At 66.0% G+C, this 20104-nt stretch carries 17 protein-coding genes and 1 pseudogene; 14 read left to right on the forward strand and 4 right to left on the reverse strand.

Annotation, left to right across the window (positions count from 1 at the left end):
• Positions 1–182: 182 nt before the first annotated feature.
• The 5 genes from ACVILH_RS09790 to ACVILH_RS09810 all read left to right on the forward strand — a co-directional run bounded on the left by ACVILH_RS09790 (position 183) and on the right by ACVILH_RS09810 (position 4044).
• Entirely contained in the window at positions 183–1004 is an 822-nt protein-coding gene (locus ACVILH_RS09790; RefSeq protein ID WP_456712708.1) for an ABC transporter permease, read from the forward strand.
• Positions 1004–1777 (forward strand): ABC transporter ATP-binding protein, encoded by a 774-nt coding sequence (locus ACVILH_RS09795; RefSeq protein WP_456712709.1) that lies wholly within the window; start codon positions 1004–1006, stop codon positions 1775–1777. The genes ACVILH_RS09790 and ACVILH_RS09795 overlap by 1 nt, the downstream gene beginning before the upstream one ends.
• A 27-nt stretch (positions 1778–1804) precedes the next feature.
• On the forward strand, positions 1805–3010 hold the full coding sequence (locus tag ACVILH_RS09800; RefSeq protein WP_456712710.1) for an agmatinase family protein: 1206 nt from the start codon (positions 1805–1807) through the stop codon (positions 3008–3010).
• A gap of 134 nt (positions 3011–3144) precedes the next feature.
• Positions 3145–3522 carry a hypothetical protein gene (locus tag ACVILH_RS09805; protein ID WP_456716924.1) on the forward strand — a complete coding sequence of 126 codons (378 nt, stop codon included), beginning with the start codon at positions 3145–3147 and terminating at the stop codon, positions 3520–3522.
• A gap of 105 nt (positions 3523–3627) precedes the next feature.
• Positions 3628–4044: a DUF4231 domain-containing protein gene (locus ACVILH_RS09810; RefSeq protein ID WP_456712711.1), complete on the forward strand. Its 417-nt coding sequence runs from the start codon at positions 3628–3630 to the stop codon at positions 4042–4044.
• A 1-nt stretch (position 4045) separates the two neighbouring features.
• On the opposite strand, the gene ACVILH_RS09815 is transcribed toward ACVILH_RS09810, so the two are convergent.
• Positions 4046–4966: a helix-turn-helix transcriptional regulator gene (locus tag ACVILH_RS09815; protein ID WP_456712712.1), complete on the reverse strand. Its 921-nt coding sequence runs from the start codon at positions 4964–4966 to the stop codon at positions 4046–4048.
• 127 nt (positions 4967–5093) lie between these two features.
• Here ACVILH_RS09815 and ACVILH_RS09820 point away from each other — a divergent pair.
• The 4 genes and pseudogenes from ACVILH_RS09820 (at position 5094) to boxB (ending at position 11026) form a co-directional block, all read left to right on the forward strand.
• Positions 5094–6612 (forward strand): annotated as a pseudogene (locus ACVILH_RS09820) (benzoate-CoA ligase family protein).
• 297 nt (positions 6613–6909) lie between these two features.
• Positions 6910–7719 carry an alpha/beta fold hydrolase gene (locus tag ACVILH_RS09825; protein ID WP_456712713.1) on the forward strand — a complete coding sequence of 270 codons (810 nt, stop codon included), beginning with the start codon at positions 6910–6912 and terminating at the stop codon, positions 7717–7719.
• Positions 7720–7810: 91 nt separating this feature from the next.
• On the forward strand, positions 7811–9499 hold the full coding sequence (gene boxC / locus ACVILH_RS09830; RefSeq protein WP_456712714.1) for a 2,3-epoxybenzoyl-CoA dihydrolase: 1689 nt from the start codon (positions 7811–7813) through the stop codon (positions 9497–9499).
• A gap of 75 nt (positions 9500–9574) precedes the next feature.
• On the forward strand, positions 9575–11026 hold the full coding sequence (gene boxB, locus ACVILH_RS09835; RefSeq protein WP_456712715.1) for a benzoyl-CoA 2,3-epoxidase subunit BoxB: 1452 nt from the start codon (positions 9575–9577) through the stop codon (positions 11024–11026).
• A 402-nt stretch (positions 11027–11428) separates the two neighbouring features.
• On the opposite strand, the gene ACVILH_RS09840 is transcribed toward boxB, so the two are convergent.
• A complete protein-coding gene (locus tag ACVILH_RS09840) occupies positions 11429–12238 on the reverse strand; it encodes an SDR family oxidoreductase (protein WP_456712716.1) in 810 nt (269 codons plus the stop codon).
• Between the two features lie 157 nt (positions 12239–12395).
• Here ACVILH_RS09840 and ACVILH_RS09845 point away from each other — a divergent pair, with 157 nt between their 5' ends.
• On the forward strand, positions 12396–13679 hold the full coding sequence (locus ACVILH_RS09845; protein ID WP_456712717.1) for a hypothetical protein: 1284 nt from the start codon (positions 12396–12398) through the stop codon (positions 13677–13679).
• 8 nt (positions 13680–13687) lie between these two features.
• Here the strand turns inward: ACVILH_RS09845 and ACVILH_RS09850 are convergent, their stop codons facing one another.
• Complete coding sequence (locus ACVILH_RS09850; protein ID WP_456712718.1) at positions 13688–14746, reverse strand: polysaccharide deacetylase family protein; 1059 nt, start codon at positions 14744–14746, stop codon at positions 13688–13690.
• A 166-nt stretch (positions 14747–14912) separates the two neighbouring features.
• Between ACVILH_RS09850 and ACVILH_RS09855 the strand changes: the two genes are divergently transcribed.
• From ACVILH_RS09855 to ACVILH_RS09870, 4 genes are all read left to right on the forward strand, one after another.
• Entirely contained in the window at positions 14913–16307 is a 1395-nt protein-coding gene (locus ACVILH_RS09855) for an OmpA family protein (protein ID WP_456712719.1), read from the forward strand.
• Positions 16308–16309: 2 nt separating this feature from the next.
• Positions 16310–16615, forward strand: coding sequence for a hypothetical protein (locus ACVILH_RS09860; protein WP_456712720.1), 306 nt, complete (start codon positions 16310–16312; stop codon positions 16613–16615).
• A gap of 470 nt (positions 16616–17085) precedes the next feature.
• Complete coding sequence (locus ACVILH_RS09865) at positions 17086–18141, forward strand: lysylphosphatidylglycerol synthase domain-containing protein (protein ID WP_456712721.1); 1056 nt, start codon at positions 17086–17088, stop codon at positions 18139–18141.
• 28 nt (positions 18142–18169) lie between these two features.
• Positions 18170–19477: an ATP-binding protein gene (locus ACVILH_RS09870; RefSeq protein ID WP_456712722.1), complete on the forward strand. Its 1308-nt coding sequence runs from the start codon at positions 18170–18172 to the stop codon at positions 19475–19477.
• Between the two features lie 64 nt (positions 19478–19541).
• Here the strand turns inward: ACVILH_RS09870 and ACVILH_RS09875 are convergent, their stop codons facing one another.
• Positions 19542–20060, reverse strand: coding sequence for a GcrA family cell cycle regulator (locus ACVILH_RS09875; protein WP_456712723.1), 519 nt, complete (start codon positions 20058–20060; stop codon positions 19542–19544).
• Positions 20061–20104: the final 44 nt, after the last annotated feature.

Genomic DNA, 20104 nt, shown 5'->3' on the forward strand with positions numbered 1-20104 from the left:
CCTCATGGTTCGAGACGGCGCTACGCGCCTCCTCACCATGAGGTTCTGGCACCCAAGGCGGTCCTGCACACCGACCATGAACACGCCAAGAGCCGTGTTCATGGAAGGATTGGCGGCAGAATCCGGCGCCGTACATTCAGCTCGAGTGGCGTGGTCATGAAACGGAATGACGGAGTCTTCTGATGCCGCGTGCCATAAACGTTGTCCCGAGCCGCGGCACCCGGCTGCTGCTGGCCTTCCTGCCGTTCCTGCTGATCGCGCTGATCTACGTGATCGGCTCGGCGCAGCGGCGCGCTGATAATCCGGACGACAAGCTGTTGCCGCCGGTGTCGGAGATGGTCGCCACCTCGAAGCGACTCGCGACCGAGCCGGATCGCCGCTCCGGCGACTACGTGCTCTGGTCCGATACGGCGGCGAGCCTGCAGCGCCTTGCGCTCGGGCTCGGCATTTCCGCTGCCATCGCCCTCGTCGTGGGCCTCGCGATCGGCTTGCTTCCGATCGCCGGCGCCGGCTTCGGGACTCTCGTTGCGGTGCTCTCGATGATCCCGCCGATGGCGGTGCTGCCCGTGCTGTTCATCGTGTTCGGTCTCGGTGAGCTCTCCAAGGTGGTGCTGATCATCATCGGCGTCACGCCGACCCTGGTTCGCGACCTGTCGATGGAGGTCCAGAACATGCCCAGGGAGCAGCTCATCAAGGCGCAGACGCTTGGCGCCTCCACCTGGCAGGTCGCGATCCGCGTGGTGCTGCCGCAGATCATGCCGCGGCTGATCCAGGGTCTGAGGCTGATGATCGGCCCGGCCTTCCTGTTCCTGATCTCGGCCGAGGCGATCGCCTCCGACGTCGGGCTCGGCTATCGCATCTTCCTGGTCCGCCGCTATTTGTCGATGGACGTGATCCTGCCCTATGTCGCCTGGATCACCTTGCTTGCCTACATCTTCGACTACGCTCTCGTGTGGTTCGGCCAGCGCGCCTTTCCCTGGGCCTATGCGCAAGGAAGTCGCTGATGAGCACGCTGTCCTTCCGCAACGTCTGGGTCGAGTACGGCAATCAGGTCGTGCTCGAGCGCATCAATCTCGAGATTGCCTCCGGCACGTTCCTGTCGATCGTCGGTCCCTCCGGGGCTGGCAAGAGCACCTTTCTGCGCCTGATCCTCGGTCAGGAAAAACCGAGCCAGGGCGCCGTGCTGCTCGACGGTCAGCCGTTCCCGGCCGAGCCGGGTCCTGACCGCGGCATCGTTTTTCAGCGCTACTCCGTGTTCCCGCATCTCACCGTGCTCGGCAACGTCCTGCTCGGCTACGAGTTCGCGGCGAGCCCCTTCACAGCGCGGCTGTTCGGCTCGGCGCGCAAGCATGCAGTGGAGAAGAGCCGCGCGTTGATCGACGCCGTCGGCCTCGGCCCTCACGCCGACAAATATCCGAGCGCGCTGTCAGGCGGCATGCAGCAGCGCCTGGCAATCGCGCAGGCACTGGCCAAGCAGCCGCGCGTGCTGCTGCTCGACGAGCCGTTCGGCGCGCTCGATCCCGGCACCCGCGCACAGATGCATGCGCTGATCAAGCCGCTGTGGCGCGAGCACAACATGACCATCGTGATGGTCACCCATGACATCAAGGAGGCGTTCGGCTTGGCGACACGGCTGATCGCGCTCGACCGTCCGCGCAAGGATCCGCAGGCGCCGGAACGGTTCGGCGCGCGCATCACCTACGACCTCGATCTCACCCGCGACAGCGCGGTGCCCGTGCTCGGCTTCATCCGCGCCAGCGTGCAGGCGGCGCAATAACACCCAGAAGAAACGAAGGAGAACTCCATGTCATTCCCCGCCATGCGGCGCACCCGCCGTGCCGGCTTGCAGCCGCAGCGCCCGATCACGCGCCGGCATCATCCGGATTTCGACAAGATGGCCACGCAGGGCTGGCAGGCGCTGGAGGCCGAAGGCAAGCTGCCGAGCAACGGCTGGCGCAAGGAGCGTCAATGGGCGCTCGACATGGGCCTGCCCGGCGCCGACACGCTGACGGATCGCGACATCCCGACCTTCGCGCGCGGCGAGCTGCCGCATTTCGCTGGCATCAACACCTTCATGAAGGCGCCCTATGTCGAGAACGTCCGCGACGTCGGCAAATACGATGCTGCGGTCATCGGCATCCCCTTCGATTCCGGCACCACCTATCGCCCCGGCACCCGCTTCGGGCCGCAGGGCATCCGCCGCATCTCCGCGCTTTACACGCCTTATAACTACGAACTCGGCGTCGACTTGCGGGAGCAGATGACCCTGTGCGATGCCGGCGACGTCTTCACCATCCCCGCCAATCTGGAAAAGAGCTTTGACCAGATCAGCCGCGGCGTTGCGCATGTGGCCTCGTCCGGCGCGCTGCCGATCATGCTTGGTGGCGACCATTCGATCGGCTTTCCCTGCGTGCGCGGCATCGCGCAGTGCACCGACAAGAAGATCGGCATCATCCATTTCGACCGCCACATCGACATCCAGGAGAAGGATCTCGACGAGCGCATGCACACCACGCCCTGGTACTGGGCGACCAATCTGCCGAACGTCTCGCCCACCAATCTGGTGCAGCTTGGCATCGGCGGCTGGCAGGTGCCGCGCGAGGGCGTCGAGGTCGCTCGCAAGCGCAACACCAACGTGCTGACCATCGCCGACATCGAGAAGATCGGCCTGGAGAAGACCGCCGAGATCGCGCTGGAGCTGGCGTGGAAGGATGCCGACGCCGTCTATATCTCGTTCGACGTCGACTCCATCGATTGCGGCTTCGTGCCCGGCACCGGTTGGCCCGAGCCCGGCGGCTTCCTGCCGCGCGAGGCGCTGAAGCTGCTCGGCCTCGTTGCCGCCGAGGGTCTGTGCGGGCTCGAAGTCGTCGAGGTCTCGCCGCCCTACGACACCTCGGACATCACCGCGCTGATCGGCGTCCGCGTGGTCGTCGAGGCGCTCGGCTCGATGGTCGCCCACGGCAAGCTCGGCAGCCACAAGCATATCATCAACAAGCCCGTCAGCTTCTGAGGTCCGCGATGCGCCATCATCACGGCCATCATCATCACGATCATGGTCATTCCCACGATCATGATCATCACCATGATCACGATCACCCGCCGCATGGCCCCGGCCACAACCATCCGCATGGCGGTCGCTCGCCGGTGCAGTGGCAGACGCCGCATCAGCCCGAGGGAGCCAAGCCCGCGCCGGTGGTCGAGCCCGATCTCGATAAGGTTGAGGCTGCCTTCGTCGACGGCTTTATCGCCGCCCCTGATCCGACCAGCTTCCTGCGGCTCGCCCGCGTGCCGTTCGAGATCCTGCGCGATGGCGAGAGCCTGAAGCTGCTGCGCGTCGAGATCGATGCGCTCACCGATGTCGGCAGCCTGACGCCGCATCTCGGCGGCAGCAGCTTCCGCTACGATCCGCTGCCGTCCAATTTCATCTCCCGCCGCCGCCGCCTGCGCTTCATCTATTTCGACGGCTCCGGCCTGACCCCGCTGACCTATGCGGAGCTGCGGGAGATCGAGACGCGCAGCTGATCCTCTCCGTCCTGTCGTTCCGCACGGCCGGCCCGCTTGCGCGCGGCAGGCCATTGTCGTTGGATCGTCTCTCAATCAGGGAGCGAACCGGCTGGGGAGAGAGCGATGGCGAACGGGCATGGGCCGGAGGCCGGCGCGGATTTCGTGGCGCGCACGTTGAACGACGCGCTGCGCTGGAGCGGCCGGGGGCAGAAGTGGTGGAGCTTCGCCAACCACGGCTCCACCGTGTGCGTCGTGGTGTTCAGCGCGACCGCCGCGGTGCTGTCGCAGATCGGCCGTCCCATCGTCGGCCTCGACCCGAAGACCGTCGCGACCGTGCTGTCGCTTTGCGTCACGATCATCTCGACGGTGCAGTCGAAGCTCGGCTTCGAGCGCAAATGGGTCGCCAACCGGCTGACACACAGCGCGCTCAACGGCCTGCTGCTCGACGAGAAGACCGGCGGCGACGTGCAGGACATCAAGGACAGGCTGAAGGCGATCCTCGAAGCCCACGATCGCGCGATCGCCGCGACCGGCGGTTAGCTCACCCCCGCGCGAACATCCGCGCCTCGTTGGCGATCACCGGCTTCACCGCCTCGCCCAGTCGCGCGGCCGCCGCATCCACTGTCAGCCCCGCCGTATCAACCACCGCATTCGCCCGCGCATACAGCGGCTCGCGGCTGGCCAGAATGTTGCGCAGCTCGGCCATCGCGGAGCGGTCGTCGGCCATCGGGCGGAGGTCGCCCTGCTTGCGCACGCGCGCCATGTGCTCCTCCGGCTCGGCCTTGAGCCAGATCGTGTAGAACGACGTCAGGATCAGGTCGAAGGTGACGGGCTCGGAGACGATGCCGCCGCCGGTCGCCAGCACCATCGGCTCCTTGCGTGCCAGCAGTTGCACCAGCGCCGTCTGCTCCATGCGGCGGAAGCCTTCCTGGCCGTAGAGCGCGATGATCTCGGCAGCTGACAAGCCGTTCTGCCGCTCGATCTCCTTGTTGAGCTCGACGAAGCTCCAGCCGATCCGCTCCGCGAGCATTCTGCCCAGCGTCGATTTGCCGGCGCCGCGCAAGCCGATCAGCGCAATGCCTGAGAAGGTGCGCCGCAGCGGCGCCGAGGCCGCGCCGGCGAGCAGCTCCTTGACCTGCGCGATCTGGCTCGGGCTCGCTTTCTTCAGCAGGTCGCGGATGACGGGCCAGTCGGGCGACGGCTCGCTGCCGGGAATGATGTCGTCGAGCGGCGCGTTGATGGCATTGGCGATGCGGCGCAGCAGCACGATCGAGACGTTGCCTTTGCCGCTTTCGAGCTGGGCGATGTAGCGCTCGGAAATGCCGGAGACCTCGGCCAGCACCTTGCGCGACATGCCGGCGAGGCCGCGCATCCGCCGCACCCGCTGGCCCAGCTGGTCGAGGAAATCGGTCTCGGCTGCGGACTGGCCCTCGTCGCGCGGGGCGTCGCTGTGTGGCGTCATATCCCTGAGGCACTCTGTGTTTATGAAACATAATGCCGGGGAGGATTGACAGCAAGCGATGTTGGTGGCCTTCTATGAATTATAATTCAAAAATCGGGGGAGGAACGCCGTGAAGTCGTACAATGCGGTGTCATGGCTGCTTGACCGCAATGTCGAGGCCGGCCGCGGCGACAAGCTCGCCTACACCGACACGGTCTCCGAGCTGACTTATCGCGGCCTGCAGCAGCAGACCTGCCGCGTCGCCAACATGCTGCGCCGCCTCGGCGTCCGCCGCGAGGAGCGCGTGGCGATGATCATGCTCGACACGGTGGATTTCCCCGCGGCGTTCTTAGGCAGCATGCGCGCCGGCATCGTGCCTGTGCCGCTCAATACACTGCTGACTTCGGAGCAATATGCCTATGTGCTCGCGGACTGCCGTGCCCGCGTGCTGTTCGTCTCGGAGGCGCTGTATCCGGTTGTGAAGGACATCGTCGGCCGCATGCCCGATCTCGACTGCGTCGTGGTCTCCGGCGCGAACGCGTTCGGTCACAAGCTACTGTCGCAGGAACTGGCGCGCGAGAGCGATCAGTTCGACACGGTCGCAACGCATGAGGACGAGCCTGCGTTCTGGCTGTACTCATCCGGCTCGACCGGCATGCCCAAGGGCGTCCGCCATCTGCACGGTAATCTCGCCGCTACGGCCGAGACCTATGCCAAGCAGGTGCTCGGCATCCGCGAGAGCGACGTCTGTCTTTCCGCCGCAAAACTGTTCTTCGCCTATGGCCTCGGCAATGCGCTGACCTTCCCGCTGTCGGTGGGCGCCACCACGATTCTCAACTCCGAGCGCCCGACGCCGGCTCTGATGTTCAAGCTGCTGAACCGCTACAACCCGACCATCTTCTACGGCGTGCCGACCCTGTTCGCCGCGATGTTGCACGACGAGTCGCTGCGTCATGAGAAGGCGGGCTCCGCCTTGCGCATCTGCACCTCGGCCGGCGAGGCGCTGCCGGAATCCGTCGGCAATGCCTGGAAGGCGCGCTTCGGCGTCGACATTCTCGACGGCGTCGGCTCGACCGAGCTGTTGCACATCTTCCTGTCGAACGCGCCGGGCGACATCAAATACGGCTCCTCCGGCCGCCCGGTGCCCGGTTATCAGGTGCGGCTCGTCAACGAGGCCGGGCAAGACGTGCCCGATGGGGAAGTCGGCGAGATGCTGGTCCACGCGCCCTCCGCCGGCGAGGGCTACTGGAATCAGCGCCACAAGACGCGCTCGACCTTCGAGGGCTATTGGACGCGCACCGGCGACAAATATGTCCGCGACGCCGACGGGCGCTACACCTTCTGCGGCCGCTCCGACGACATGTTCAAGGTCTCCGGCATCTGGGTGTCGCCGTTCGAGGTGGAGAGCGCGCTGATCACGCATCCGTCGGTGCTGGAAGCCGCCGTCGTGCCCGATGCGGATCCGGAAGGGCTGTTGAAGCCAAAGGCCTATGTCGTGCCTGCGCCCCAGCGTCGACCGCGAGACGCTGCACGAGGTCTTGAAGGAGCACGTGAAGCAGAAGATCGGCCCCTGGAAGTATCCGCGTTGGATCGAGGTGGTGGATAGTTTGCCGAAGACCGCCACCGGCAAGATCCAACGCTTCAAGCTCCGCGAAGGAACTAATTAGCTCACTCTCTTGCCCAGACGACGCTGCGCTCCCTCTCCCCGTTCTTCACGGGGAGAGGGTCGGGGTGAGGGGCAGCCACACGGGTGGTGCGACAACAGATGCACAAGCTGACGCAACTCATCGCGGCAACCACCGCTCGGCTCTCTCCCCCCTTGTGGGGGAGAGGTGGAGAGGGGGGTACCACGAGCGCCGGTGCTCGTGGCCACCCCCCTCCCTAGCCCTCCCCCACAAGGGGGGAGGGAACGACGGAGCGCGCGGCGCGAGCATTTTTCGTCAGTGGCAAGGATGGAGATCGCGATGACCTTGGCTGCATCAGGCTTCCTCACGATCGACGCCACACAGCTCGAATATCGCCTGATCGGGCCACAGCCCGCCGACGCCCCGTGCATCGTGCTGCTGCATGAAGGCCTCGGCTCGGTCGGCCTGTGGGGCGATTTCCCCGACAAGCTCCAAGCCGCCACAGGCGCCTCCGTGTTCGCCTATTCGCGTGCCGGCTACGGCGCGTCCAGTCCGGTGCCCTTGCCGCGCCCGCTCGACTACATGCAGCGCGAAGCGCGCGACGTCCTGCCCAAGCTGCTCGACACGATCGGCTTCCAGCGCGGCCTGCTCGTCGGCCATTCCGACGGCGCGTCGATCGCGGCGATCTACGCCGGCAGCCACGCCGATCACCGTCTCGACGGCATCGTGCTGATTGCCCCGCATGTGATCGTCGAGGACGTCTCGGTCGCCTCCATCGCCGCAATCAAGACCACCTACGAGACCACGGAGCTGCGCGCCAAGCTCGCCCGCTGGCATGAGGACGTCGACAACGCCTTCCATGGCTGGAACGGCGCCTGGCTCGATCCGGCGTTCCGCGCCTGGGACATCACCGCCGACCTCGCCTACATCCGCGTCCCCGTCGCCGTGATCCAGGGCGTCGACGACCAGTACGGCACCGTCCGCCAGGTCGAGATCATCCAGGAGGGATGCTACTGCCCGGTCGAGGTGACGATGCTGCCCCGGACCGGCCATTCCCCACATCGCGAGGCGCCCGAGGCCACCTTGCGCGTCATCGCCGAGTTCGCCGAGGCGACCCTGCCGCCCCCACCCATCACAAGCATGAAATAAAATGCATATTTCGGCTTTTCGCCGTAGACGTCAGCCAAAACATGCATTATTTTACATCTCAACGATAAGCACTCCAACGCAAGGGTGGCTCATGGCCGGGGAAGACCGCGTGCTCGCGGGAGGCAAGACGTTCATCGATTTTCAGACCGATCCCTCCCGCTACAAGCATTGGAAGCTCTCGATCGACGGCGAGGTGGCGACCCTCGCCATGGACGTCGACGAGAATGGCGGCCTGTTCGAGGGTTATCAGCTCAAGCTCAATTCCTATGACCTCGGCGTCGACATCGAGCTCGCCGACGCCGTGCAGCGGCTGCGCTTCGAGCACCCTGAGGTGAAGGTCGTGGTGCTGCGCTCGGCCAAGCCGCGCGTGTTCTGCGCCGGCGCCAACATCCGCATGCTCGCCGGCGCCACCCATGCCCACAAGGTCAACTTCTGCAAGTTCACGAACGAGACCCGCAACGGCTTCGAGGATTCGTCCGAGAATTCCGGCCAGCGCTTCATCACCGTCGTGAACGGCACAGCGGCCGGCGGCGGCTATGAGCTCGCGCTCGCCACCGATCACATCATCCTCGCCGATGACGGCTCGTCCTCAGTGTCGCTGCCGGAGGTGCCGCTGCTCGCGGTGCTCCCGGGCACCGGCGGCCTTACCCGCGTGGTGGACAAGCGCAAGGTGCGCCGCGACCGTGCGGACGCGTTCTGCACCACGGAGGAGGGCGTCAAGGGCAAGCGCGCCGTGCAATGGCGGCTGGTCGACGAGATCGCGCCGAACTCGAAGGTCGACGCCAAGGTCGCCGAGCGCGCGAAGGAGTTCGCCGCTTCGTCCAAGCGCAACGGCAGCGGCAAGGGTGTCGCCCTGACGCCGCTGAAGCGGGTGATCGATGCCTCCAGCGTGCGCTACGGCTTCGTCAATGTCGATATCGATCGCGCCGCCCGCATCGCCACCGTCACCATCTCGGCGCCGGAGGCCGCAGCCCCGGCCGATATCGACGGCATGATCGGGCAGGGCGCTTCGTTCTGGCCGCTGCAGGTCGCGCGCGAACTGGATGATGCGATCCTGCATCTGCGCATCAACGAGCTCGGCATCGCGATGCTCGTCTTCAAGTCGCATGGCGACCGCGCCCAGGTGCTCGCGCATGACGCGTTCCTGGAGGCCAACAAGGCGCATTGGCTGGTCAACGAGATCAGGCACTATTGGAAGCGCGTGCTGAAGCGCATCGACGTGACGTCGCGCACGCTGGTCACCCTGGTCGAGCCCGGCTCCTGCTTCGCCGGCACCTTGGCCGAGCTCGTGTTCGCCTCCGACCGCTCCTATATGCTGATCGGCACCATCCAGGGTGACAACCGCCCGGCGCCGGCGATCGAATTGTCGGCGATGAATTTCGGCCCCTATCCGATGAGCCACGGCCTGACCCGGCTGCAGTCGCGCTTCCTGGACGATCCGAACGGGCTTGCGCGCGTGCACGAGCACGTCGGTAAGCCGCTCGAGGCTGAGGACGCCGAGGAACTCGGTCTCGTCACTTTTGCGCTCGACGACATCGACTGGGAGGACGAGATCCGCGTCTTCCTCGAGGAGCGCGCCAGCTTCTCCCCAGACAGTCTCACCGGCTTAGAGGCCAATCTGCGCTTCGCCGGTCCCGAGACGATGGAGTCGAAGATCTTCGCCCGCCTCACCGCCTGGCAGAACTGGATCTTCCAGCGCCCCAACGCGGTCGGCGAGGACGGCGCGCTCCGGCGCTACGGCACCGGCGAGCGGCCGCAATACGACATGACGCGCGTTTAGTTCTCATCATCATGGCCGGGCTCGCCCCGGCCATCCACGAGCCAAGCTGCTCGAACGAATTCAGGGAGGCACGCCATGAACATGAACATCATGAATGTCGACTACTCGACCAAGATTCCGAACAACGTGAATCTCGCCGAGGACCGCCAGGTCCTGAAAGCCCTGGAAGGCTGGCATCCCGGCTATGTCGACTGGTGGAACGACATGGGGCCCGAGGGCTTCCAGCAGTCGCTGGTGTATTTGCGCACGGCCTATTCGGTCGACCCGCGCGGCTGGGCCAAGTTCGACTACGTCAAGATGCCCGACTATCGCTGGGGCATTCTGCTGGCTCCGCAGGAAGAGAACCGTAAGATTCCGTTCGGCGAGCATTATGGCGAGCCGGCCTGGCAGGAGGTCCCCGGCGAATATCGCGCGCTGATGCGCCGCCTGATCGTGATCCAGGGCGACACCGAGCCGGCCTCGGTCGAGCAGCAGCGCCATCTCGGCAAGACCGCGCCGTCGCTCTACGACATGCGCAATCTGTTCCAGGTCAATGTCGAGGAAGGCCGTCACCTCTGGGCGATGGTCTACCTGCTGCAGAAGTACTTTGGCCGTGACGGCCGCGAGGAGGCCGACGATCTCTTGCGCCGCCGCTCGGGCGATGCGGATTCTCCGCGCATGCTCGGCGCGTTCAACGAGAAGACGCCGGACTGGCTGTCGTTCTTCATGTTCACCTACTTCACCGACCGCGACGGCAAGATGCAGCTGCACTCGCTGGCGCAGTCCGGCTTTGATCCGCTGTCGCGTACCTGCCGCTTCATGCTGACCGAAGAGGCGCACCACATGTTCGTCGGCGAGACCGGGGTCGGCCGCGTCATCCAGCGCACGGTCGATGCGATGCGCGCCGCCGGCATCGATGATCCCACCGATATCGCCAAGGTCCGCGCGCTCGGCGTGATCGATCTTCCGACCATTCAGAAGAAGCTGAACCTGCACTACACGCTGTCGCTCGATCTGTTCGGCTCGGAGGTCTCGACGAATGCGGCGAACGCCTTCAACGCCGGCATCAAGGGCCGCTATCACGAGACCCAGATCCAGGACGATCATCAGCTCAAGAGCTCGACCTATCCGGTGCTCAAGCTGGTGGACGGCGCGATCAAGCGCGTCGACGAGCCGGCGCTGACCGCGCTCAACATGCGCCTGCGCGACGACTACTCGCAGGATTGCATCAAGGGCCTCTTGCGCTGGAACAAGATCATCACCACGGCCGGCTACGACTTCGAGCTGAAGCTGCCGCATACCGCTTTCCACCGCGCGATCGGCGAGTTCAAGGACGTCCATGCGACGCCCGACGGAATCCTGATCGACGAGGCCACCTGGCAGAAGCGCAAGGGCGACTGGCTGCCCTCGACCGATGACGGCGCCTACATCACCTCGCTGATGAAGCCGGTGACCGAAATCGGCGAATACGCCTCCTGGATCGCCCCGCCCAAGGTCGGCATCGACAACAAGCCGGGCGACTTCGAGTACGTGAAGATCGAGACCTGATGAGAGGCGAATAGGGAGTTGCGAGTAGCGAATAGGGCGACAACCTATTCGCTATTCGCTATTCGCTATTCGCTATTCGCTATTCGCTATTCGCTATTCGCTATTCGCTATTCGCTAGCTCCGAGCGCCGGCCTCTCCAAACCTCTCCCCGCCCTTTGCGGGGAGAGGTCGGATTGCGCAGCAATCCGGGTGAGGGGCATGGCACATACGCAGACCAGCACGCAGGTCTGACGGACGGGCACGCCGGTGTCGTCCTGATAGTAAATGCTCTGAAGATGAGCCGAGCCCGGCTCCTTCGCTCAGGATCACCGGCACCACCCGTTCCGCTGCCCCTCACCCCGACCCTCTCCCCGTGAAGAACGGGGAGAGGGAGCGCACCAGTCGGGTCGCGAGAGCGCTGCCTCAGCTATCCCAGCCCGCGCCGGGAATGCCGGGATTCGCATAGACGATCCCGCCGTCCACCGCGATCGTATTCCCCACCACATAATCCCCTGCGCGCGAGGCGAGGAAGATCGCCGTTCCCGCCATGTCCTCGTCGGTGCCGATGCGCCCCGCTGGCACGCGCGTGGCGACCTCGTCGGCGTGGTCGCGGGCAGCCTTGTTCATGTCGGACTTGAACGGGCCCGGCGCGATCGCCGTCACCACGATGTGGTCCTTGATCAGCTTGGCCGCCATGCGCCGCGTCAGATGGATCAGGCCGGACTTGCTCGCCGCGTAGGAATAGGTCTCCAGCGGGTTGACGAAGATGCCGTCGATCGAGGCGATGTTGATCACCTTGGCCGGACGCTCGGCGCTGGCTGCCGCACGCAGCGGCGCCGCCAGCGCCTTGGTGAGGAAGAACGGCGTCTTGAGGTTGAGGTTCATCACCTTGTCCCAGCCGCTCTCCGGGAATTCGTCGAACTCGGCGCCCCACGCCGCGCCGGCATTGTTGACGAGGATGTCGAGCTTCGGCTCGCGCGCCTTGATCTCGGCTGCCAGCATGTCGATGCCGGCCATCGTGGAAATATCGATCGGCAGCGCGATGCACTCGCCGCCATACTCCGCCGTCAAAGCCTTGGCGGTCTCCTCGCACGGGCCGGCCTTGCGCGCGGTGATGTAGATCCGCGCCGCGCCGTGGGCGAGCAGGCCGGACGCGATCATCCGGCCGATGCCGCGCGAGCCGCCAGTGACCAGCGCGATGCGGCCCTCGAGAGAGAACAGGTTCTTCAGCATGAGGTTTCCTCCTGTTGTTGTCACCCGTTCTGGGTGGCCGTGTCGGACAAGTCAAGCGACGGCGATACCAGCGATCACTGGCCTCGCCGGCTTTGTCACCACACGCATCGTCGTGATATCGTCGACGCGATGATCGCGTGATTGAGTCGGTGGCGTGATGTTCGGGTGGATCAAGAAGCGTCTGGTGCGGGAGCCCTCGGCCGATGATGCTTCGGCCGAGTTCGTGCGGACATTGCTGGCCGAGTTCGCGCGGCAAGCTCTCGTGGTGCAGAGCTACGATCCCGCCCGCCGCAGCTTTGTCATCGCGCTGCAAGACGGCTCGCAGGTCACGGCCTTCGTCGACAACACGTTCCTCGAATGGCAGCACCGCGCGCCATCCCGTCAGAAGGAATTAATCGCCCGTTTCGTGCGCTCGCTGATCGAGACGCGCCGCCATGACCCGATCTCGTCCAAGAGTCTAGCAGACGAGCTGATGCCGGGGATCCGCTCGCGGGTTCTGGTCAGCGACATGATGATCCGCGACTGGATCGCCGGCGGTCGCGCCGATGACAGCCAGGCTGCGGCCTTCCTGCCGTTCGCGGCCGATCTCGTCGTCTGCGCCATTCGCGACCGGCCCGACAGCATGTCGTTGATCAAGGGCGGCGAGCTCGCCGCGGCCGACCTCCCGCTGGACCGCGCGCTGCAGCAGGCGATGGCCAATTTCCGGGCGAGCATGCCGCGGCCGGTGTTCGAGCCGCTTGGCGATGGTGTGTTTGGCTGCGTGAGCCTTGCCGACTATCAGTCGGCGCTGCTGCTGCTGTCGCCGGGCGAGGACTATGCGCTGCCGCCGGTCGACGGCGCGCCGGTGCTCGCGGTGCCCGGCCGCAACGTCGTCTACGTCACCGGATCGAACGACCGAGCAGGCGTCGTGCGGCTGCTCGAGATCGCTGCCGGAGCCGCGCAGACGCCGCACTTCTGCACCGTGTCGCTGCTGCAATGGAATGACGAGCGTTGGACGGAGGCGACATTTGCAGATGCCGCATTGGACCGTCGCTATCGCGAGATCGTTCAGCAGCAACGCGCGGCCGATTATGCTGCGCAGAAGCAACTGCTCGATCACTACCACCAGATCAACGGCCAGGATGTCTATGTCGCCGACCTACAGCTGTATCGGTCGAAGGACGGCGCGGCGATGTTCAGCATCACGACGCTGGGATCCGGCACGTATGGAACGCTGTTGCCGCCGGCCGACAGGCTGGCCTTCGTCCGCCAGGTGATCGATCCGGCAACGGGACTGGCCTTGCCCAAGCAGGGCGACGTGATTCACGTTCCCTGGTCCGACGCGATGGTCATCGTCGGCGGCCTGTTCGCGCCCGTGCCGCATCTGTATCCGCCACGCTTTCGCGCGCTGGGTTTCCCCGACGCCGAGGCGTGGACGCGCCTGCAAGCGATGGCCGGCTGATCAGCCGATCACGCGGCGTCGATACGGCGAAAACCGTTCCACATCGCGGTCGCGGCGCCCGAGGTCAGCACCGGCAGCACGCGGGCGTCCTGGTAATGACCGTTGAGCGAGACACGTGACAGCGCGGTGAGATGCTCGGCGCTCTCGGCGAAGACCATGCCCGGACGCGTCGTGACCGCCGTCTTGTAGCCGCACGCCGCCGCCAGCACGAACTCGCGCTGGGACGCGGCGGCGCGATCGCCATAGGGATAGGCCATGTGCAGCACCGGGCGCTGCAGCTCGGTCTCGATCCGCGCCCGGCTCTCGACGATCTCGTGGCGCGCCGTGTCCTCGGTCTGCTTGGCGAGATTGCAGTGGCTGATCGAATGCGCGCCGATCGTGACCAGCGGCTCGGCCGAGAGCGCCCGCAGCTCGTCCCAGGACATGCAGAGCTCCGGGCAGATCGACGTCTCGTCGATGCCATGACGCGCGCAAAGCGCGCTGATCTCACGCTGGATATCATGCTCGCCGGGCAGCGATCGAAGCCAGTCGTGCAGGCGCTGAAAGGTCACGCATTTGGCCGCCGGCGTCGATGCGTCGAGCCGCAAGGCGAGGCCGCCGATCTGGACCTCGATCATGTCCGCTTTCGCCACGATCAGCTCGAGCGCAATCCACCACAGCCGGCCGCGGCCTGATGCGAAATCGCTGGTGACGTAGATCGTGAACGGTGCGCCGAACTCGCGCATGACAGGTAGTGCGAAGTCGCGATTGTCGCGATAGCCGTCGTCAAAGGTGAAGCAGGCGAAGCGGCGCGCGAAGTTGCGATCCACGAGCCGGTGATGCATCTCGTCGAGCGTGATGATCTCGATGTCATGATCACGCAGATGCGACAGCATCTCGCGCAGGAAGTCGGGCGTGACTTCCAGATGACAATTGGGCTGGAAGCAGGCGTCGCGGCGCGGTCGCACGTGATGCAGTGTGTAGATCGCGCCGACGCCTGAGAAAATCGGTCGCAGCCAGACATGGGCGCCGCTGAGATACAGCGCTTCCAGGCCGGCGCGGATAAAGGTTTTGCGAAATCGCCTCATCTGAAATAAGCGGCCCGGTGACTGTCGGGACAAGGTTACCGATGAATGATTGAAGAAAACCTTAGCCCGTGGCCGCAAGGGTCCCGTGAGGGGTGCGTTCATTTCCGGTTTGACAGGCCTGCAAGGGTTTGTTTTCTCTCTGCTTCCTCGATGCGACGGATGACGAATGCGTGGACTTTTCAGGTGGAGCGGCAAATGGTGGCCTGGCGTCATCCCGCTGATCGTGCTTTGGGGCTTTGCCGCCTGGACCAGCACCGTTCCGCTCGAGACTGATCTCGCCGGCCGCAGTTCGGCCGCACTCAAGGGCGCCGTGCTCGACAAGACCAGCATCACGGTCGACGGCCGCGACGTCTCGGTGCGCGCCGATGCGTTCTCGGAGGCCGGCCGGCGCGACGCCGTGGCGGCTGTCGATGCGGTGGACGGCGTGCGGCTCGTCAATGACCAGACCCGGCTCGTGCCCGAGGCCAAGCCGTTCGTCTGGTCGGCCGAGCGCGACGTCGTCCGGGTGACCTTGGGCGGCAATGCGCCGTTGCCGGCGCTCAAGGGCCGGCTGGTCGAGGCCACGCGGGCGGCGCTTCCGGGCGTCGAGGTGGCGGACCAGATGGGCCTCGCCCGCGGCGCGCCGCAACGCTTCGAGGAGGCCGCGCTGCTCTTGATCGGCCAGATCGGCAAGCTCAAGGACGGCAAGTTCACGCTCTCCGACGGCGAGGTCACGCTGACGGGCATGGCGCGCGAGCTCGGCGGCCGCGAAGCGATCGCAACGGCCTTGGCCAAGCTGCCGGAGGGGTTCAAGGTCGCCAGCAACGAGGTCAAGGCGCCGCCCTACATCTTCCAGGCCTACAAGGACCCGGTCGCGGTTACCGTGACGCTCGCCGGCAATGTGCCGGACGAGAACATCCACGCCGTCGTGGTCGGCTCGTCCTCGCGCAAATTCTTCAGCGAGAAGGTCGTCGACAATCTCAAGAACAGCGTCGGCGCGCCGGCCAATTTCGTCAACGCGGTGGTGCCGGCGCTGGGGGCGCTGTCGCGGCTGTCGACCGGCACGCTGGTGGTGTCGGACCGCGACATCAAGATTTCCGGCGACGCGCTCTACGACGCCGCCGCCGCCCAGATCCGGACCGGCCTCGCCAAGGAGGTCCCGCAGGGCTGGCAGGTGAAGGCCGACATCACGGTCAAGCCGGCGGCCGCCCCGGTGGACCCGACGGTGTGCCAGCAATTGTTCTCGGACGTGCTGGGCAAGGCCAAGATCCGCTTCGAGACCAACCGCAGCGACCTCGATCGCGACTCCACCGGGCTGCTCGACCGCCTGGCCGAGATCGCCTTCCGCTGCCCCACCGCCAATGTCGAGATCATCGGCCACACCGATGCCGAGGGTGACTCGGCGGCTAACCAGGTGCTGTCGCAGAAGCGCGCCCAGGCCGTGGTGGACTATCTGGTGAAGGCCGGGCTGCCGGCCGACCGGTTCAGCGCGATCGGCTATGGCAGCACCCAGCCGATCGCCGCCAACGACACCGCCGACGGCCGCGCGCAGAACCGGCGCATCGAATTCATGGTGAGGTGAGCATGGCCTATTTCATTGCCTTTCACGGGGGCTGGCTGGCCGGCGCCTTCGCCATCGGGCTCGCCATGGGCTGGGTTGCCGTAGTGCATCGCGCACCCCGCGTCTCCGGCTGGCTGACCTGGCTGCTGGCCGCGCTCGCCGCCGGTCTGGTCGCGGCCGCCGTGGCCTGCCTGATCCCGGGCCGGGCCGGCTACTGGCTCGAGCTGCTGCTGGTGATGTTCGTGCCGTATCTGGTCGGCTGCGCCATCGGCACCTGGCTGCGCGCCCTGGTGGTCACGCGCAGCATGCGGCAGCGCTCGGCGGCCTGACCCGCCTTCCTGCGATCCTTTCGCAATCATTGCACCTGCGTGCTCGCTCGCGGGCGGCGGGTAGCATCATTGCTGCCTGGAGACACGAAGGTTTGACGCCGCCGGAGCCTTTCAAAGCGGCGTCCGCCGCTTATCGTTTAACCATGTCCTTTCCCCGTCCAGGACGACCCGCCGCGACGGCTGCTCCTCACCGAAGTTTAACCCGGCGTGCGCAGGCTGAACGGCACTTCCGTCGGCCTCATCTGCTGCCCCGTATCTTGCCCCGTATCTTGCCCCATGTGCGGCAAAACGGTGCATCGCATTTCCGCGAAGCCTGCTAAGTATATCGATGTGTACGCTTTTGCTCAGACGCTCCGTGTTCCCCAATGCGCCGAAACGCGCTACGAGGGCGTTGGTTGCGCACATGACGTGGCGACCTCTAGGGCGCCCTGTTCCCGGCCGTCGTGATCGGATCACGGTGAGAGGTGTCGATGCTTGAAGCCATACGCGGAGCGGCCACGTTCCTGCGCGAGAAGCAAGTGCTGCACAAGCTCGGCGTGCTGATCAGCATCGCCGTCATCGCGGTCGCCTGCTACGTCCTCTACCACATGCTGCGCGGCATCGACACCTATGAGGTTCTGGAAGCCATCAAGAGCACGGAGCCGCACCAGATCGCGCTGGCCGCTCTGTTCGTCGCCGCCGGCTATTTCACACTCACCTTCTACGATCTGTTCGCCGTGCGCGCGATCGGCCACGACCACGTGCCGTATCGCATCAACGCGCTGGCTGCCTTCACCAGCTATTCGATCGGCCACAATGTCGGCGCCAGCGTCTTCACCGGCGGCGCGGTGCGCTACCGGATCTATTCGGCGCATGGGCTGAACGCGATCGACGTCGCCAAGATCTGCTTTCTCGCCGGACTGACGTTCTGGCTCGGCAACGCCGCCGTGCTCGGGCTGGGCATCAGCTATCATCCGGAGGCCGCGGCCTCGATCGACCAGCTGCCGCCCTGGGTCAACCGCATGGCCGCCATCGCGATCCTCGTCGGGCTGATGGGCTATGTGGCCTGGGTCTGGACCAAGCCGCGCGTGGTCGGCCGCGGGCCCTGGACCGTGGTGCTGCCGGGCGGCCCGCTGACGCTCCTGCAGATCGCGATCGGCATCGTCGATCTCGGCTTCTGCGCGCTCGCGATGTATGTGCTGGTGCCGGACGAGCCCAATCTCGGCTTCATCGTCGTCGCCGTGATCTTCGTCTCCGCGACCCTGCTCGGCTTCGCCAGCCATTCGCCGGGCGGGCTCGGCGTGTTCGACGCCGCGATGCTGGTCGGCCTCTGGCAGATGGACCGCGAGGAGCTGTTGGCCGGCATGCTGCTGTTCCGGATCCTGTATTATTTGGCGCCGTTTCTCATTTCTGTAATCTTGCTGACGTTTCGTGAGGTCATCATCAGCGCGCGGTCGAAACGGCTGCGCCAGGCGGCGCTCAGTCTCGACCCGAGCCCTCCGCCCGAGGCCGCTTTTGTGAGGAAACGCAGCGATTCCGGTGCCTGACGCGATCAAGGGAGCCAATTAGGACGCGATGGCGCTCGACGCTCCCTCCCAACCCCCGATGACCATCTTCACGCCGTGGCCGGACCGGCTGCGGCATTCCGCCATCATCCTGCTGGCCGCCGCGCTGGCGTTGGCGGGCCTGGTGCTGCTCGACGAGCTGCTGCCGCTGCGCGCGCTTGCCGTGTTCCTGTGCATCGCCGGCGCGGCGCTGGTGCCATGGCGGCTGCACGGCGCGGTCGCCAAGCGCGAGGAGGAGCGGCTCGCCAATCCCGTGGAGTCGCCCGCGGTCAGCGCCGTCGTCGACGGCATTCCCGATCCCGCCGTGCTGCTCGACCGCGCCGGCCGCGTCATCCACCTCAATGCCGCCGCGGCGGAGCTCGCGCCGGCGCTGCGCAAGGGCGAGCTGGCGCAGTTTGCGCTGCGCACGCCCGAGATCATCACCGCGCTGCGCGAGGCCATCGCCACCACCGAGCCGCGGCGCGCCAGCTATCACGACCATGTGCCGGTCGATCGCTGGATGGAATTGGTTATCGTGCCGGTCCCGGTGCCGACCGCGTTCGGCAGCACCGACAAATGCATGCTGATGACCTTCCACGACCTGACGCCGCTGCGCCGGGTCGAGGAGATGCGCGCCGATTTCGTCGCCAATGCCAGCCATGAGCTGCGCACGCCGCTCGCCGCGCTCTCCGGCTTCATCGACACCCTGCAAGGCCCGGCCAAGGACGATCCCAAGGCGCGCGAGCGCTTCCTCGGCATCATGCACATCCAGGCGACGCGCATGGCGCGGTTGATCGACGATCTGCTGTCGTTGTCGCGGGTGGAATTGTCGGCGCATGTCCAGCCGCACAGCATGGTCGACGTCGTCACCATCATCCGCCAGGTCACCGATGGCCTGGAGCCGCTCGCCAGGGAGCGCCAGGTGGTGATCGAGACCGCGCTTCCCGAGGCGCCGGTGACCATCGCCGGCGACCGCGAGGAGCTGCTGCGCGTGTTCGAGAACCTGATCGAGAACGCGCTCAAATACGGCGCCTCGGGCGGCCGCGTCATCGTCTCGCTGGAGCAAGCCGTCTCAGCCGACAATGCGCCGGAGGTCCGCGTCAAGGTGCGCGACTTCGGCCCGGGCATCGCGCCAGAGCATCTGCCGCGGCTGACGGAGCGGTTCTATCGCGTCGATGTCGGCGACAGCCGCGCGCAGGGCGGCACCGGCCTCGGCCTGTCCCTGGTGAAGCACATCCTCAACCGCCATCGCGGCCGGCTCTTGATCGAGAGCGTGCCGCGCAACGGCGCGTCCTTCACCGCCTGCTTCCCGCAGTCCCGCTCGGCGCGCGCATCCTGATCTGCCGACATGCAAAAGGCCCGGCGCAGGCCGGGCCATAATCCTCGTTATGAGTTAGGCCGCCTCAGCGCGACGTCGACTTCGCCGGCTGGCGGCGGCGGTCGGCCGCGGGCTGATAGGCGACGCGCGAATGCTGCGCGCAATAGGGCAGGCCGGCGAGCGCCTTGCCGCCGCAGAAGAAGAAGTCCGGGCTCGAGGGATCGCCGACCGGCCAGTGGCAGGTCGCCTCGTTCAGCTCCAGCAGCGACAGCCGCTGGTTCATCGGCACGACATTGTCGAATGCAACCGGATCGGGCTCCGCCTCGACCTCGAAAACCTGTGCGAGCGCGGTGTTGCCGCGCGCCACCGGGCGCGCCACGCGCATCATCGGCTGTGCGGGACGGGCCGCCGCCTTGCGCTGGCGCGGCGCCGCAGTGGCCGGGCTCTTGGCGCGGCCGGACAGACCCAGCCGGTGCACCTTGCCGATCACGGCGTTGCGCGTCACGTTTCCGAGTTCCGCGGCGATCTGGCTGGCCGACAGTCCGGCCTCCCAGAGCTTTTTCAACTGCTCGACGCGATCGTCGGACCAGGTCAATACCGTCATCGAACCTTTCCCTTCGCGTATGCCGGCCAATTCTGGGACGGCGC

It is taken from the genome of Bradyrhizobium sp. USDA 4353 (assembly GCF_054063215.1).

What these genes read in the sequence shown, in the direction of transcription:
- ACVILH_RS09790 (WP_456712708.1), top strand. Translation starts at nt 183, where the DNA reads ATGCCGCGTGCCATAAACGTTGTCCCGAGCCGCGGCACCCGGCTGCTG.
- ACVILH_RS09795 (WP_456712709.1), top strand. Translation starts at nt 1,004, where the DNA reads ATGAGCACGCTGTCCTTCCGCAACGTCTGGGTCGAGTACGGCAATCAG.
- ACVILH_RS09800 (WP_456712710.1), top strand. Translation starts at nt 1,805, where the DNA reads ATGTCATTCCCCGCCATGCGGCGCACCCGCCGTGCCGGCTTGCAGCCG.
- ACVILH_RS09810 (WP_456712711.1), top strand. Translation starts at nt 3,628, where the DNA reads ATGGCGAACGGGCATGGGCCGGAGGCCGGCGCGGATTTCGTGGCGCGC.
- ACVILH_RS09815 (WP_456712712.1), bottom strand. Translation starts at nt 4,966, where the DNA reads ATGACGCCACACAGCGACGCCCCGCGCGACGAGGGCCAGTCCGCAGCC.
- ACVILH_RS09825 (WP_456712713.1), top strand. Translation starts at nt 6,910, where the DNA reads ATGACCTTGGCTGCATCAGGCTTCCTCACGATCGACGCCACACAGCTC.
- boxC (WP_456712714.1), top strand. Translation starts at nt 7,811, where the DNA reads ATGGCCGGGGAAGACCGCGTGCTCGCGGGAGGCAAGACGTTCATCGAT.
- boxB (WP_456712715.1), top strand. Translation starts at nt 9,575, where the DNA reads ATGAACATGAACATCATGAATGTCGACTACTCGACCAAGATTCCGAAC.
- ACVILH_RS09840 (WP_456712716.1), bottom strand. Translation starts at nt 12,238, where the DNA reads ATGCTGAAGAACCTGTTCTCTCTCGAGGGCCGCATCGCGCTGGTCACT.
- ACVILH_RS09845 (WP_456712717.1), top strand. Translation starts at nt 12,396, where the DNA reads ATGTTCGGGTGGATCAAGAAGCGTCTGGTGCGGGAGCCCTCGGCCGAT.
- ACVILH_RS09850 (WP_456712718.1), bottom strand. Translation starts at nt 14,746, where the DNA reads ATGAGGCGATTTCGCAAAACCTTTATCCGCGCCGGCCTGGAAGCGCTG.
- ACVILH_RS09855 (WP_456712719.1), top strand. Translation starts at nt 14,913, where the DNA reads ATGCGTGGACTTTTCAGGTGGAGCGGCAAATGGTGGCCTGGCGTCATC.
- ACVILH_RS09860 (WP_456712720.1), top strand. Translation starts at nt 16,310, where the DNA reads ATGGCCTATTTCATTGCCTTTCACGGGGGCTGGCTGGCCGGCGCCTTC.
- ACVILH_RS09865 (WP_456712721.1), top strand. Translation starts at nt 17,086, where the DNA reads ATGCTTGAAGCCATACGCGGAGCGGCCACGTTCCTGCGCGAGAAGCAA.
- ACVILH_RS09870 (WP_456712722.1), top strand. Translation starts at nt 18,170, where the DNA reads ATGGCGCTCGACGCTCCCTCCCAACCCCCGATGACCATCTTCACGCCG.
- ACVILH_RS09875 (WP_456712723.1), bottom strand. Translation starts at nt 20,060, where the DNA reads ATGACGGTATTGACCTGGTCCGACGATCGCGTCGAGCAGTTGAAAAAG.